13 protein-coding genes are annotated in these 15,209 nt (G+C 66.5%); 11 read left to right on the top strand and 2 right to left on the bottom strand.

The window, feature by feature from the left end:
• Nucleotides 1–23 precede the first annotated feature (23 nt).
• The 9 genes from AC3WUF_RS14635 (at nt 24) to AC3WUF_RS14595 (ending at nt 10,894) form a co-directional block, all read left to right on the top strand.
• Nucleotides 24–1,673, top strand: coding sequence for an alpha/beta hydrolase (locus AC3WUF_RS14635; RefSeq protein WP_492426824.1), 1,650 nt, complete (start codon nt 24–26; stop codon nt 1,671–1,673).
• Between the two features lie 63 nt (nt 1,674–1,736).
• The gene (locus AC3WUF_RS14630; RefSeq protein WP_492426822.1) at nt 1,737–4,070 is read left to right on the top strand and encodes a TonB-dependent receptor; all 2,334 of its coding nucleotides are present in this window, start codon (nt 1,737–1,739) and stop codon (nt 4,068–4,070) included.
• A 29-nt stretch (nt 4,071–4,099) separates the two neighbouring features.
• Nucleotides 4,100–4,990, top strand: coding sequence for an alpha/beta hydrolase (locus AC3WUF_RS14625; RefSeq protein ID WP_492426820.1), 891 nt, complete (start codon nt 4,100–4,102; stop codon nt 4,988–4,990).
• Between the two features lie 97 nt (nt 4,991–5,087).
• Complete coding sequence (locus tag AC3WUF_RS14620; RefSeq protein ID WP_492426818.1) at nt 5,088–6,188, top strand: metallophosphoesterase; 1,101 nt, start codon at nt 5,088–5,090, stop codon at nt 6,186–6,188.
• A gap of 3 nt (nt 6,189–6,191) precedes the next feature.
• Nucleotides 6,192–7,442: an imelysin family protein gene (locus AC3WUF_RS14615; RefSeq protein ID WP_492426816.1), complete on the top strand. Its 1,251-nt coding sequence runs from the start codon at nt 6,192–6,194 to the stop codon at nt 7,440–7,442.
• Nucleotides 7,439–8,818 (top strand): di-heme oxidoreductase family protein, encoded by a 1,380-nt coding sequence (locus tag AC3WUF_RS14610; protein ID WP_492426814.1) that lies wholly within the window; start codon nt 7,439–7,441, stop codon nt 8,816–8,818. Before AC3WUF_RS14615 ends, AC3WUF_RS14610 begins: the two co-directional genes overlap by 4 nt.
• A gap of 103 nt (nt 8,819–8,921) precedes the next feature.
• Nucleotides 8,922–9,617, top strand: a complete 696-nt coding sequence (locus tag AC3WUF_RS14605; RefSeq protein ID WP_492426812.1) for a CoA transferase subunit A — start codon at nt 8,922–8,924, stop codon at nt 9,615–9,617.
• Nucleotides 9,618–9,669: 52 nt separating this feature from the next.
• Complete coding sequence (locus tag AC3WUF_RS14600) at nt 9,670–10,308, top strand: CoA transferase subunit B (RefSeq protein WP_492426810.1); 639 nt, start codon at nt 9,670–9,672, stop codon at nt 10,306–10,308.
• Between the two features lie 73 nt (nt 10,309–10,381).
• Nucleotides 10,382–10,894: a methylated-DNA--[protein]-cysteine S-methyltransferase gene (locus AC3WUF_RS14595; RefSeq protein ID WP_492426808.1), complete on the top strand. Its 513-nt coding sequence runs from the start codon at nt 10,382–10,384 to the stop codon at nt 10,892–10,894.
• Between the two features lie 41 nt (nt 10,895–10,935).
• On the opposite strand, the gene AC3WUF_RS14590 is transcribed toward AC3WUF_RS14595, so the two are convergent.
• Complete coding sequence (locus AC3WUF_RS14590; RefSeq protein ID WP_492426806.1) at nt 10,936–11,271, bottom strand: hypothetical protein; 336 nt, start codon at nt 11,269–11,271, stop codon at nt 10,936–10,938.
• Between the two features lie 120 nt (nt 11,272–11,391).
• On the bottom strand, nt 11,392–12,789 hold the full coding sequence (gene creD, locus AC3WUF_RS14585; protein ID WP_492426804.1) for a cell envelope integrity protein CreD: 1,398 nt from the start codon (nt 12,787–12,789) through the stop codon (nt 11,392–11,394).
• Between the two features lie 139 nt (nt 12,790–12,928).
• On the opposite strand from creD, the gene AC3WUF_RS14580 reads away from it, so the two are divergent.
• Nucleotides 12,929–13,621 (top strand): response regulator, encoded by a 693-nt coding sequence (locus AC3WUF_RS14580; protein ID WP_492426802.1) that lies wholly within the window; start codon nt 12,929–12,931, stop codon nt 13,619–13,621.
• Between the two features lie 50 nt (nt 13,622–13,671).
• Nucleotides 13,672–15,168: a sensor histidine kinase gene (locus AC3WUF_RS14575; protein ID WP_492426800.1), complete on the top strand. Its 1,497-nt coding sequence runs from the start codon at nt 13,672–13,674 to the stop codon at nt 15,166–15,168.
• The last annotated feature ends 41 nt before the right edge of the window (nt 15,169–15,209 follow it).

The following is a 15,209-nucleotide window of genomic DNA, read 5'->3' as shown; positions in this document are numbered from 1 at the left end:
GATGACGCTGCGAGAGAGGAGTGATGGCTTTGACGCGACACGAGCGAGGCCAGCTGACGGCATCGACAACGCAGATCGCTGCCCGCCCGGCGGCGCGGCCTGCGCTGGCGCCGACGCTGTCGCTGCGTGACGCCACGCATGCGCGGCTCGAGCGCATCGAGAGCTTCGAGCTGAGCTGGCAGGGACAGCGGCTTTCGGTGTCCGTGGCGCTGCCTGCCGCCTACGCGAAATCGCGCCGCCGCCGCTATCCGCTGCTGATCCTGACCGCGGCAGCGGGCTATTTCGGCGCGGCGGTGGAAATGAGCCGTGTGCTGGCCGGATCGCGGGAAGTCGAGCCTTGCATCGTCGTCAATCTTGAAACGGCGTCGGTTGCCGACGCCGAACTGCTCGGCGAACTGGCGGCGCAGTGCCTGCAGCGTTACCGAGTCCGAGCGGCTGACGTCTGCGTGGCGACCGATGTGTCCGCGGCGGCAGCCTTGTTGCGCTGTCATGCACTAGGCATCGCCGGCGTCACCCGCTGCATCGTCGCGACACCGCAGGCCGGCGCCGAACTGCTCGCGCTGCTGCCGGCGCAGGCAGCGGCACGCTCGCTCGCCTGGACGCTGCTGGAAGCGCCGCCGGCGCCGGTTGCCGCGCGCACCGACATCTGTTGGAAGGTTCTGCCGGAAGCATCCGCCGGCAGCCTGTTCGTGCCGGCGCTGCTGCACGGCCTGCGCCGCTTCTGGGGCCTGAACCATCGCTATGGCGAAGAAGTAACGGCGCTCACTCGCCCGCTGGTCGCGCGGACGCTCTGCGCGCTGGCGCCGGTGCTGCGGCCGTTCACCGGGCGCAGGACGTTTGCTGCCGTTGCGGGCGATCGCCACGTCGTGCGGGCCCAGCGCATGGGCCGCGACTTCGAGGTCTTCGTTAGCGTGCCCGACAGCGCAGGCAGCGATAGGGAGCGCCGCTATCCGGCGATCCTCGCGCTGGATGCCAATGGCGGCTTCGCCACCGTTGCCGAGATTGCCGCGGGGCTGGCGAGGGCGGGCGACATTGCCGAGGCGATCGTCATCGGCGTCGGTACGCCGCGCAGCGAGGGCGAACTGGAATTCGGTTACCGGCGTTTCGAGGAGCTGTCGCCGCCGACGCCGCCGGAGTATCGCTACGACGACGAACTCGGACGCTTCTTCCGCTCTGCTTTCGCGCTGCGGGGACAGGATGCGCGCGAGCAACTTGGCCGCGCGCCGGCGTTCCACGATTTTCTCGCGCATGAATTGTTGCCGAGTCTGAGCGCCAGCCTGCCGATCGACATGAAGGCGCTGAGCCTGGTCGGTCATTCCGCGGGCGGCGCGTTCGTCGGCTATGCAGTCGCGCAGGCGCGGTCGCCGTTCCGCGATTTCCTGTGCCTGAGCCCGGGCGTCGGCATCGGCGACGACTGGATGCTGCGCGCGGACAATCTGCCGCCGAAGCGCGCCGTGCGCGGGCGCGTGATCTGCGCGATCGGCGCCGAAGAACTCGACAACCGGTTCAACCGGATCGCCGGCATTCCGCGAACCCGGCGCTATGTCGATGCCCTGCGCGACCGCGGGATCGACATCGCCGACTGCCAGGTGCTCGAGGGCGAGTCGCACACTTCGGTCTACGCGCGTGCGGTGGCGATGGGCTTGCGCGCCATCCTGGCGCCGCTGAAGTAAGAGATACGGATTACAAAGCGCATGCGCGAAACAGCGGATGACGCAGATGGCAGGAGAAGAGCGATGAGCAATGCGATGTGGCGATGTGTGGCGCTGGTCTGCTCGCTGGCGGCCGGGACGGCGTTCGCGCAGGAAGCGTCCACGCCGGTCATCGGCGATGACGAGGCGGCGCCGTTGCCGACGATTCCGGTCGAGACGCGCGCTGCGCCTACGCCGCCGCCGTTGAACGAACCTTCGTCGCCGACCCGGCTCGAAGAGATCGTCGTCACGGCGACCAAGCGCGAGGCCAATGCGCGCGATCTGCCGGCCAGCGTGTCCGCGCTGCATGGCGATGATCTGGAAAAGCTCGGCGTGCAGAGCCAGGAGGATTTCCTCAAGCAGATTCCCGGCGTGACCTTCGCCAACGATTCGATCACGCCCAACCGCATCACGATCCGCGGCATCGGCGCGGATCTCAACACCAGCAACACGACCGGCGTGTTCATCGGCGACGTGCCGTTCGAGGATCCGACCCTGCCGCGCGTGACGCTGGACCCGAACCCTTTCGATCTCGCGCGCATCGAAGTGCTCAAGGGCCCGCAGGGCACGCTGTTCGGCGGCTCGGCGCTCAACGGCGCGGTGCGCTACGTGCCGGTCGAGCCAATGCTCGGGCAGTGGCAGGCCAAGGCCTTCACGCAGCTGGAGAACGTCTACGAAGGCAATGCCGGGCTGATCTATGGCGCTGCGATGAACGTGCCGGCGGGCGATACGCTGGCGTTCCGCGTCGTCGGCTTCGACCGCGATTCACCGGGCTGGGTCGACGATTTGCAGCGCGGCATCGACGACGTCAACGAAGTTTCGCAGCAGGGCGGACGCCTGATGGGCCTGTGGCAGCCGGATGACGCCTGGAAGATTTCCGCGATGGTCATCGCGCAGGAGACCGAGGTTGCTGACCTTCCGATCACCGACAACGACGAAGGCCGGCTCAGCCGCTCGAACACGCCACAGCAGAGCCCGACGCGCAGCCGCTACGATCTCGAAACGATCGGTATCGGCTATTCGTTCGACAGCTTCGACGTGCTGTCGCAGACCAGCCGCACCTACAAGTTCTTCGACGGCCTGATCGATGCGTCGCGCATCGGCAACCTCAACCGGCCGCCGCCGACGGTCACGCTGACCAACACCAACGAATCGGAAAGCCTGATGCAGGAAATCCGCTTCTCGTCGAACGCCGGCTTCGATCCGGGCTGGAACTGGCTGGCCGGTGTGTTCTACCGCAAGGTGCACATGACCGAGGTCTCGGACATTCTCGCCAGCAACCTGTCGTTGCCGATTCCAGACCCGGTGCTGGAACTGCTGAACAACATCATTCCGGGTTTCTACGGCTTCATCACCGAGGACGGCAAGATCAACGCCGCGCGCGGCGAAGCCGATCCGATCAACGTCAGCGAGGCCGCGCTGTTCGGCGAGGCCAGCATCGGCTTCTGGGAAGACTTCGAACTGACGCTCGGCCTGCGCCTGTTCCAGACCCGCTCGCACAGCCGCATCCTGTTCTCCGGCGCCGCGACGATCACGCCGCAGAACTTCGAAGGCAGCACGCTGGCGGTCAAGGAAGGCGATCTGCGCGAGCAGGGCGTCAATCCGAAGATTGCGCTCAAGTACGAGATCAACGACAACGCCAGCGTCTACGGTTCGGTTGCGCGCGGCTTCCGCTTCGGCGGTGCGCAGGTGCTGGTCGGCACGATCACCTCGCAGGCGCCGGACTTCTACAAGTCGGACATTATCTGGAGCTACGAGCTGGGCCTGCGCTCGCAGTGGCTGGACCGTACGCTGACGGCGGATGTCACGGCGTTCCAGATCGACTGGATCGATCCGCAGCTGCAGCAGGCGGATGCGACCGGCCTGGGTTCGTACTTCGACAACGTCGGCGGCGCGCGCGGTCGTGGCGTCGAGACGGCATTCCGCTACGTGACGCCATTGCCTGGCCTGTCACTGTCGGTCGCTGCCTCGTACGTGAAAACGGTGACGACCGAAGCATTCACGACCAGCAACGGTGAAGAAACCCAGCCCGGCACGACCTGGCCGCTCGCCGCGCGCTGGCAGACGGCCAGCACGCTCAGCTACCAGCGGCCGCTGTTCGGCACCTGGGAAGGCGGCGGCTCGCTGCTGTATGCGACGATCAGTTCGGCGCCGAATACGCTGTCCTATCTCGATACGGTGTTCGGTTACCAGACGCTCGACGCCACGCTCAACATCGCCAACCCCTACATCGACGGCAAGCCGGAGCTGTCGCTGGTGCTGGCGAATGCGACCGACGAGCGCGGCATCATCAGCGGCGTCAACAATCCGCAGTTCGCCAAAGACCACAACTACATCCGCCCGCGCACGCTGATCGCGCGCGTGGCGGTTTCATTCTGAGCCAGCACCGACGTACCACGGATCGCACCATGTTCGAACGACTGAAACTCAATCTGCTGCGCCGGCTGATCCGCATTGCAATACACCTCAAGTGGCGCGGCAAGCTGGCGACGATTCTGGAGATCGTCGACGAGACGATGCCGGTCGACGGCGGGCAGATCGGCCTGCGCGTCTATCGCCCGCTCGGCGAGGGCCCGTTTCCGGTGCTGCATTTCTTCCACGGCGGCGGCTGGGTCGGCTTCGATCTGGAGACCCATGACGGCATGTGCCGCGATCTCTGCGTGCAGAGCGGCCATCTGGTCGTGGCCTTCGACTACCGGCTCGCGCCGGAGCATCCGTTTCCAATACCAATCCAGGATTGCCTGGCGTCGCTGGAGTGGATGCAGCGCAATGCGCAGCGCCTGGGCGGCGATCCCGCGCGCATCGTGCTGTGCGGCGACAGCGCCGGCGGCAATCTCGCCGCAGTGTGCGCCCAGCAGGCGCGCCGCAGCCACCCGGGCATGATCAAGGGCCAGGTGCTGATCTATCCGGTCACCGATCACTGCGGCTACGCGGACTGGCCGTCGTACAAGGCCTACGGCACGTCCAAATACGCACTGTCGCATCCGAAGATGAGGGAGCTGTGGGCGCTGTATTTGCGCGACAGCCCGCTGTGGGCGGGCGACACGGCGTCCCACGAACTGGCGACGCCGCTGCACGCGGCGGACCTGCAGGGCCTGCCGCCGGCGCTGATCGTGCTGGCCGAGGACGATCTGCTGCGCGACGAGGGCCTGGCCTACGGACAGCGCATGACCGCTGCCGGCGTGGCCGTCGTGGTCAAACGCCATGCCGGCCAGCAGCACGGCTTTGTGGGCACCATGCCGACCCCGGCCCACAAGCAGGCCATCGCCGAGATCGCGAGCTGGCTGCAAGCGATGTAGCGCCTGTGCAATCATCACCTTCTTGTCACATCGGCTGGGCAGACTGGACAGCTTTAGCCTGGCGGGACGATCGGGGGTTGGCGTGATTTCGAATTCGATGAAATGGCATCTTGCCGCGGCCGTGGCGGCCGCTGCTTTTCTCAGCGCCTGCGGCAATTCCGCGCCGGCCGGCGCGGTGCCCGATCCCGGCAGCGGCGCGGACGCGCCGGTGGCTCCCAGTACCGGCAGCAAGAACCTGCATCCGCCGACCACCGAGTTCACGCCGCACGACGCCTCGAAGCCGCTGAACTTCATCATCATCGGCGACGCCGGCACCCAGGACGGCGTGCAGGCTGCACTCGGCCAGACGATCGCCGCGCTGTGCGCGCAGAAGGCCACGGCCGACAATCCCGGCTGCCATTTCGCGGTCGCGGCAGGCGACAACATCTACCTGATCGGTGCGCTGACGCCATTCGATCGCCAGTTCAACACGGCGTTCGAAGATATCTATGCGCCGGTGAACATCCCGTTCTATCTGGTGCTCGGCAATCACGACAACGGTCTGACCGGGCAGTCGCCCGGCATCGGCGACAATCAGGTCGCGTATCACTACCGCGCCAACCGTCCGAGCAACAACTGGAACATGCCGGCGCGCTACTACACGCATCGCTGGGGCAATGTGTTCGAACTGTTCGCGGTCGACAGCGATACGATCGACGGCGATTCGTCGCTGGTCGACTTGCCCTACGACACGGCATTCCAGCGTCAGTGGTTCACCGAAGCGCTGCGTCTGTCGCCGGCGCGCTGGAAGATGTCGATGAGCCATTACAACTACATCTCCAACGGCAACTACGGCGACGGCTCGCCGTCGTTCAAGGCGGCGATGGAAGAAGCGATCTGCGATCACGTGCAGTTCCACATCCAGGGCCACGAGCACGACATGCGCTGGCTCAAGCCGGTCGAGAGCTGCGGTCGCACCGAGTTCATCGTCTCCGGCGCCGGTGGCCGCACGGAAACCCGCCCGGCCAGCAATCTCGGCTTTGAGGAACGCAAGGGTCGCAGCGGCATCTCCGACTATCGCGGCTCGTCCGGCTTCATGTGGGCCTCGCTGCTCGGCGATCGCATCACGGTTGAATGGTACGGCGACAATGCCGAAGGCCTGAATCCGCAGCGTCCGATCGAAGTCTTCCAGCTGACCCGCCAGGAGCTGGGCTGGTAAGGAGTGCGCGGATCCGGCGTACTGCTGGCGGTTCTGCTGTGCGCCGCTTGCCGGCCACAGCCGGTGGATGTTCGTGCGGTGCTCGACAGCTACCGCGCCGTCGCTTTCGCGAGCTACGGCGACGCGCTGAGCGCGACGGAAAAACTTCAGCGCGCCGTTAACGCCTTTGTCGAGCGGCCCAGCGACCAGACCCTCGAAGCCGCGCGCGCCGCCTGGCGCGCTGCCCGCGTACCGTATGCGCAGACCGAGGCGCTGCGCTTCGGCAACTGGTTTGTCGATGAGTGGGAGCTGGGCGTCAACAGCTGGCCGATCGACGAGGGCTTTCTCGATTACGTTGACGACAGCTACGCGGCTTCGCCGACCAACGCGTTGGCGCGGGCTAATCTGATTGCGAGCGAGGTGCTGATGATCGGCGGTGCACCGCTGCGCACCGACCCTTTGAAGCCGTCGGTGCTGGTCGCGGCACAGGGCCGTTCCGATGTTGAAGCCAATATCGCGACCGGCTTTCACGCCATCGAATTCATGCTGTGGGGCCAGGACCGGCATGGCTATGGCGCGGGTGCGGGAGAGCGGCCGGCCAGCGATTACGCGACGACGGCCGAGCAATGCACCGACGGCGAACGCGCCGCGCCGCTGCGGCACTGCGAGCGCCGCCGCGCGTTTCTGATCGATGCGGTCGAGCTGCTGCGCCTAGCGCTGTTCGAGATGGCGCCGACCTGGGGGCCGCAGCCCGGCAGCTATGGCGATCGGCTCGTCAAAGGCGATGTCGACGAGGGTCTGCGTCGCGTGCTGTTTGGTCTGGCGACGATGGCGGGCGCCGAACTGGCCGGCGAACGCATGCAGGTTGCCTTGCTCGCCCGCGCGCCGGAAGAGGAACAGGACTGCTTCTCGGACGATACCCACAACTCGCTGTACTACAACGCCGTCGGCATCGAGAACTTCTACTACGGGCGTTATGGCGCGACGCAGGCAAAAGTCAGCCTCGCGGATCTGGCGCGCAGCCGCGATGCCGCATTGGCTGCCGAGATCGATCGCGCCTTCGAGCGCAGCCGGGCTGCCTTGCATGCGGTCCAGATGGCGGGCGAGGGCGGTGAGCGCTTCGATCAGCTGATCGCGCCGGACAACGCTGGGGGCGCCCTGCTGATCTCAAGTGCGATCGCGGCGCTGGAGGCCGAGGCTGCGCTGCTGGAGACACTGGGCGAACGCCTGGGTCTGGGCGACCTTGATCCGCATCATCCGGGCCCGGGCGCATGAGGGCCTGTCTGGCACTGTTGCTGTTGATGCTCGCGGCTTGCGGGAAACCTGCAGCGCCGACGGAACGCACGGGTCACTATGCCGTGCCGCAGACGCAGAACCTGCCCGCGCAAGCGCTGCCGGGCGGCACCACGACGCACATCTCGCTCAAGCCCGGCACCCACCTTTCCGCCGAGGCCTACTCGCAGCCGGCGAGCAATCTGACGCCCAGCCAGCGCGGCCGCTTCGTGCTCGGCAATTCGTTCTTCACCGCGCCCTGGGTCAGTGCGCCCGCCTCGGTTTCGGCGCGCGATGGACTGGGGCCGCTGTACATGGCGGCGAGCTGTCAGGACTGCCACATCCGCGACGGGCGCGGGCATCTGCCGCAGCGCCCTGGCGACGCTTTCCGCGCCGCCGTCCTGCGTATCGGCGTCGCCGATGGCGGTCTGCACCCGCTGTACGGCAGCCATCTGCAGCTGTCCGCATTGCCTGGACTGCTGCCGGAAGCGAACGCGCAGATCGAGTGGATCGAGCACATCGAAACCCTGCCCGATGGCACCGAGGTGCCGATGCGCCGGCCGCGACTGCAGGTCGACGCCTGGCACTACGGTGCGCCGGGAGATTTCACGATCAGCCCGCGCGTCGCGCCATCAATGATCGGCCTCGGCCTGCTTGAAGCGATCCCGCAAGCGGCGCTGGAGCAGCTGGCGGGTCGCAACGGCGGGCGCGTGAATCGGCTGCGGGACAAGCAGATTGGCCGCTTCGGCTGGAAGGCTACGCAGCCGACGATCGAGCGTCAGGTCATGGACGCCTTCGTCAACGATATCGGCATCACCTCGGCGCTGTTTCCTCGCGAGTCTTGCACGGCGGCGCAGCCTGCATGCGCCGCACAAGCCAGCGGCGGCCAGCCCGAACTGGAGCCGCAGATCGCCGATGCCGTCGTCTTCTATGCGCGCCATCTTGCGGTGCCTGCGCGCCGCGATCACGAGCGGCCCGAGGTGATCGAAGGCGAAAAACTCTTTCACGCGCTGGGCTGCGCGAGCTGCCATCAGCCGGAGTGGACGACGGGCGAGGTGGCCGGCCTGCCGGAGCTGTCCCGGCAGCGCATCTTTCCGTACACGGACCTGCTGTTACACGACATGGGCCCGGCGCTGGCCGACGGACTGCGCGAGTTCGAGGCCGCTGGCGCCGACTGGCGTACGCCGCCGCTGTGGGGCCTTGCCCAGTTCAAGACCGTGTCCGGCGCCGATGCCGGCTACCTGCACGACGGCCGTGCACGCGATCTGCCCGAGGCGATCCTCTGGCATGGCGGCGAGGCGCAGGCCGCGCGCGATCGCTGGGCCGCGTTGCCGAAGGAGCAGCGGCGCAAGCTGATCCGTTTCCTGGCCTCGTTGTGAGCCGGCTTTTGCCTGCCGCTGTCTTGGGGACATTCCCCCGCTGCGCGACGGCCCGGCGGCAGTACAATCTGCGGCACAAGTCGAATCCACCAGGATCCACATCATGAAGAAACTGTATCCCAGCGCCGCAGCGGCGCTGGAGGGCGTTGTACAGGACGGCCAGACGCTGGCGGTCGGCGGCTTTGGCCTGTGCGGCATCCCCGAGGCGCTGATTGCCGCACTGCGCGACAGCGGCAAGAAGAACCTCACCGTGATCTCCAACAACGCCGGCGTCGATGGCTTTGGCCTGGGTATGCTGCTGACGACGCGACAGATCAAGAAAATGATCTCGTCGTACGTCGGCGAGAACAAGGAATTCGAGCGCCAGTTCCTCGCCGGCGAACTCGAGCTTGAGTTCACGCCGCAGGGCACGCTCGCCGAGAAGCTGCGCGCCGGCGGAGCCGGTATCCCGGCCTTCTTCACTAAGACCGGCTACGGCACGATCGTCGCCGAAGGCAAGGAGACGCGCGAGTTCAACGGCGAGATGTACGTGATGGAACGCTCGCTGCGCGCCGACGTTTCGCTGGTCAAGGCCTGGAAGGCGGACGCTTCCGGCAACCTCGTGTTTCGCAAGACCGCACGCAACTTCAACCCGATGGCGGCCTCCGCCGGCCGCGTGACGATCGTCGAAGTCGAAGAAATCGTCGAAGTCGGCGCGCTCGATCCGGATCAGGTCCACACGCCCGGCATCTTCGTGCATCGAATCGTGCACAACCCCACTCCAGAGAAGCGCATCGAACAGCGCACGGTGAGCAAATGACGCCGCAGGCGTCATCCTCGCGGATGCGGGGATCCAGAATCGGAGATAAGAAATGAGCTGGAACAGAGACGAGATGGCGAAGCGCGCGGCCGGCGAGCTGCGTGACGGCTTCTACGTGAACCTTGGCATCGGCTTGCCGACGCTGGTCGCGAACTTCATTCCCGAGGGCATGGACGTCTGGCTGCAGTCCGAGAACGGCCTGCTCGGCATCGGCCCGTTTCCGAAGGACAGCGAAGTCGACGCCGACCTGATCAACGCCGGCAAGCAGACGATCACGACGGTCCCCGGCAGCGCGTTCTTCAGCAGCGCCGATTCCTTCGCGATGATTCGCGGCGGCCACATCAACCTGTCGATCCTCGGCGCGATGCAGGTCACCGACAAGGGCGACATCGCCAACTGGATGATCCCCGGCAAGATGGTCAAGGGCATGGGCGGCGCGATGGATCTCGTGGCCGGCGTCAAGCGCGTTGTCGTGCTGATGGAGCACACGGCGAAGGGCGGCGAGCACAAGATCCTCAAGGAGTGCACGCTGCCGCTGACCGGCTTGGGCGTCGTCAACCGCATCATCACCGAGCTGTGCGTGCTGGACGTGACGCCGCTGGGTTTGAAGCTGGTGGAGCTGGCGCCGGGCGTGACTGCGCAGGAAGTGCAGGAGAAGACCGGCGCGCCGGTCGACGTCAACGGCGTGTGAGCGTGATGTCGATCGCCCGCAGATCAGAAAGCCCCGCGAGGGGCTTTTTGTTGGCGGCCGCTGGCGACGGGCGATGAAGGCTTATTGCCATGGCTGCGTCGACACGCCGGTCGGCAGGCTGACGCTGGTTGCCAGCGACGAAGGCCTGGCGGCGATTCTGTGGGAAAACGACGACCCTCAGCGGGTGAGAATCGACATCGGCGCCGAGCAGGCGCGCCACACTGTCCTTGTCGAGGCGGCGCGGCAGCTTCGCGAATACTTCGCGGGCAGCAGAACCGCTTTCGATCTGAAGCTCGATCCCGCCGGTACGCCGTTCCAGCGCCAGGTCTGGAACCTGCTGCTGCAGATTCCCTATGGTGAAACGCGCAGCTACGGCGAGCTTGCCGAGGTGCTCGGCAATCCGAACGCGATGCGCGCGGTCGGTGCGGCCAATGGACGCAATCCGTTGTCGATCGTTGTGCCCTGCCATCGTGTGATCGGTGCGAGCGGCAAGCTGACGGGTTTTGCCGGCGGGCTTGCGGCCAAGGCCTATCTTCTCGATCTGGAGCGCGGCGGGCTGTTCACCGGCCTTCCGGTCGCGGAGTAGCGGAGGAAGCGCCTGTCGCTTCCGCTCGCCTTCAGGCTCGACTATCGCCGGACCGAACCGGACGCATTCGGGTTGTAAAGCCGATTGCAGGCGAACCGGATCAGCGTTGCGCCGCTTTCGCTGCGCATGTCCTTGGTTTTCTTCTTCACGCATGCGGCCCCGTTGTCGAATGCAAACAAGCCGCCACGCCCACTGCCCTGCGGGACCACCGCCATGCCGCCCGGATACAGCTTGGTGCAGGCGTTGGATATCGACACCGCCGCCGCATCGGTCCGGGTCTTGGGAACCTCATCGAGAATGCAGGTGGCGTAGTTGGCTGCATTCACGCCGAAAGGCAGCAGGCCAGCAACGACGAAGACAAGGGCGCGGAGATTCATGCCGCGAAAATGCCACCGAATGGAGTGCATCGCAAGGCGGCGTTTGCGCCGAGGTCATTGAAGACGCTCTCGCCCCAGCCCTCTCCCCGCGAACGGGGAGAGGGAGATGGGTTGCGAGGCTTAGCTCCCAGCTGCCCCAAGCCGATGCCAGTCAACCCTGCGTGTCAGCAGCATGACGATGCCCAACCCGGCGAACAGCGCGATCGAGCCGCCGAGCAGCGCGTAGTCTTCCGCGTTGAGCAGCAGATACAGATACCCATACAGTCCGCCCAGTAAACCGCCGACCAGCAAGGCGCGCAGCCAGCTGTCGAGCACCGATCTCGAATACGCCGTGACCATGCCGGTGACCGCGACCGTTGCGGAGATGAAGCCGGCCTCGAAGCCGAAGTGCTCGCCGATGGACAGCTGCAGCAAGCCAAACAGCGTCAGTGCCGCGCCGAGAAACAGGTACTGCACCGGATGCACCGGGCGCCTGCCGAGCACTTCTGTCAGCCAGATCGTCAGGAAGGTGAAGAACGCGGCGAGCACGGCGTACTTGGTGACGCGCTCCGCCATGCGGTAGGCGTCAATGGGTGGCAGCAGCGCAACGCCGAAGACCTGTGCATTCAGCGTCTGGGTGTCCAGGTCGCCATCGCTGGTCCATTGCTGCGGATAGCCACGACCCAAGTACGAGATCGACCAGGTTGCGCTGAAGCGATCGGCTTGCACCTGGCTTTCGGTCGGCAGCCAGGCGCCCTGGAAACTCGGATCGCCCCAGTCCGCTTCGATGGTCGCCTTGCTGTTGCGCCCCATCGGCGCCAGATGCAGTGCGCCGCTTCCGTTGAATTTCAGGTTCAACTCGAAGTCGCTGCGACCATCGCCGTCGAAAGCGTCGCCGCCCGCGATGAGCGTCTTGCCGATCGGTACGTGCACGCCGTCTGCCGGCGCGCCGATGCCGGCCGAGGGTTCCAGTGCATGCGGCTGTCCGTTCCAGCTGAGCTGTCCGTCGGCATGGATGGCGCGTACATCGCTCAAGCCGATCTGCAGCTCCGCTTCTTCCCAGAGCGGCTGGTTGCCGGCGCCGATCCACGAGATGACATCCGGACGCTGGAAGTGGCCGCTGATCTGCAGCCCGGCGCCGTAGACCGGAATGCTGAAGATGCCGCGCCGCCGCTCTTCGGTATCGAGCTTGGCCTGGATGAGCAGATTCTCCGGCAGCAGATACGCGGCACGGCGCTCCTGGCGCAGCTTGCCGTCCGAGCCGATCGTGTTCTGGATATACGGCAGGCGCAGGACCGGTCCCATCAGCTGCTGGGTGCCGCCCCATTTGCCGGTGACATCGACGACCGCCTCGTCGCGCCGGGCCTGCCTTTCGTGGACCAGGCCCGTGATCATCGACAGCGGAATCTGCAGCAGCAGCCAGAGCAGAAGCAGCATCACCAGGCGCGCGACCGGACTCTGCAAGGTAGCGGCAAAGCCGCGCGGTGGGGGTGGTGAAGTGACGGCGGAAAAGCCGGGTGCGGCGGTCGTGGTACTCATGCGGGGCTCCGGTGGATGACGGCCCATTGTCGGCAGCCGCCGCGCAATTCCGGCGGCCCGGGCGTGCAAGGCCGGAGGAACTTTGTGCAGATCCTGTGCAAGCGCTGGCCGCGAGGTTTGCGGCTGCTAAGCTCGCCGCATGGCCAGGATTCTCGTGGTGGACGACGATGCGCATATCCGCGAGCTCGTATGCTTTGCGCTGGCCAAGGCGGGCTTCGAGACGCTGACGGCGGCCAACGGTGCCGAAGCGCTGGAGCGCTGCAGCGCGCAGCTACCGGATGTCGTCATCCTCGACATCCTGATGCCCGAGATGGACGGTACCGAGGTCTGCCGGCGCCTGCGCGCCCAGGCTTCCACCGCAAGGTTGCCCATTCTTTTCCTCAGCTCGATGGACGACGAGATCGATCGCGTCATCGGCCTGGAAATCGGCGGCGACGACTACGTCAGCAAGCCGTTTTCGCCGCGCGAGCTGGTCGCCCGTGTGCGCGCGCTGCTGCGACGCTCGTCGCCGGTTGCCGAAGCGGTGGAGACGCGCGAGTGGCGCCACCAGCGCCTGCGCCTCGATGGCGTGCGCTATGAGGTCTGCTGGGACGACAAGGCCGCGCCGCTGACGCTCACCGAGTTCGGCATCCTGCGCACCCTGATCACGCGGCCAGGGCAGGTGCGCCGCCGCGATCAGCTGATGGAGCAAGCCTACGACCTGCATCGCATCGTGTCCGATCGCACGATCGACAGCCATGTGCGCCGCGTCCGCGCCAAGCTCGCTGCGCTGGGCGCAGACGTGATCGAGACCGTTCACGGCATCGGCTACCGGCTCGGCCCATGCGAGTGAAATGGCGGCCCTCGCTACGCGCGATCCTGCTGCTGATCAATCTGGTCGTCATGCTGCTGCCGCTTGGCGGCATCGTCTGGTTGCGTCTATATGAGAGCGCGTTGGTGCGGCAGACGGAAAGCGAACTGCTGACGCAAGGCACCGTTGTTGCCGCGAGCTTCAAGGCTGAGCTGCTTGGCGCGATGGCCGACGAGGTCGGCGATGCGCAGGAGCCCGCGCCCGAATGGCAGGCGCGATTGCCGCGCCTGGATCTTTCGGTGGACAGGGTCCATCCGCGCCCCGCAGATGCCGTCGCGACCTCGCTGCAACCGGAGCCGCGCGCCGCCGAAGCCGGGCGGCGGTTCAACGCGGTCTTGCGCGAGGTCCGTCTGCACACGCTCGCCGGCATCCGCATCGTCGATCGCCAGGGCATCGTCGTTGCCAGCACGGCGGGCGACATCCACTGGCAGTTGCAGCAGGAAGAAATCACTCGCGCCCTCGCGGGCGAGACCGTCAGCCTGCTGCGCGAGCGGCACACCGACGAGCTTGGCTTCGGGCCCCTGAGTCGCGCGACGAAACTGCGCGTGTTCGTCGCGATCCCGATGACTCATGAAGGAGAGGTGCTCGGCGCCGTGCTGCTGGCGCGCACGCCGGCAAGCCTGTGGGACACGCTGAAGGGCAAGACGCGGCCGCTCGCCTACGGCACGGCCGTACTGCTCGCCATTGTCCTGCTGCTCTCGTGGATCACGACCCGAACCATTGCGCGGCCGATCCGCGAATTGCGCGAGCAGGCCGAGCGCGCGGCAGAAGGCGAGTCGGGCGCCGTGAAGCCCCTGCGTCATGCGGGCACGCGTGAGGTCGCCCAGCTGTCGGATTCCCTGACCGCGATGGCCAGCACCCTGGAGCAGCGCGCCGACTACATCCGTAAGTTCGCCGCGCAGGTCTCGCACGAGTTCAAGACACCGCTGACCAGCATCCGCGGCGCGGTGGAACTGCTCGGCGAGCACAGCGATGAACTCTCGCGCGAAGAGCGCGAGCGCTTCCAGCACATCATTGCGACGGATGCCGATCGGCTGGATCGGCTGGTGCGGCGCCTGCTGGAACTGGCGCGTGCCGACGTTGCGCGGCCGGGAGCGGCGGACTGCGACCCGCTCGCGGTGCTGCAGGCTTGTGTCGCGAGGGCGCGGGAACTGGGGTTGCCGGTCGATGCGCAGCTTCCGCCGCTGACGCTGCGTTCGCGCATCCCCGCCGAAGATCTCGAGGCTGTCTTCAACAACCTGCTCGACAACGTTCGCCATCACGCGCCGGGCAGCCGGGCCACCGTGGAGCTTTCCATGGCGGATCGCGGCGTGACTGTGAGCGTCGCCGACAATGGGCCGGGCATTTCGGCGGCCAATGCCGCGCAGGTTTTCGAGCCCTTCTTTACAACAGCCCGCAATAACGGCAACACCGGGCTCGGCCTGGCGATCGTCCGCGCCTTGCTGAGCGCGCATGGTGGCGACGTGCGTCTGCAGGCCCGGGAGTCTGGAACGGCCGCGGTCGTCTCGATTCCGGCCGTTCGCGCCTAGCGTTCTCTGGCCGAAGAGCCTGCGCCCAACAAAAAACCGCG

The organism is Fontimonas sp. FW305-C-3, assembly GCF_058783185.1.
The sequence above is the reverse complement of the archived record's forward strand: the minus strand, read 5'-3'. Positions and strand labels throughout refer to the sequence as shown.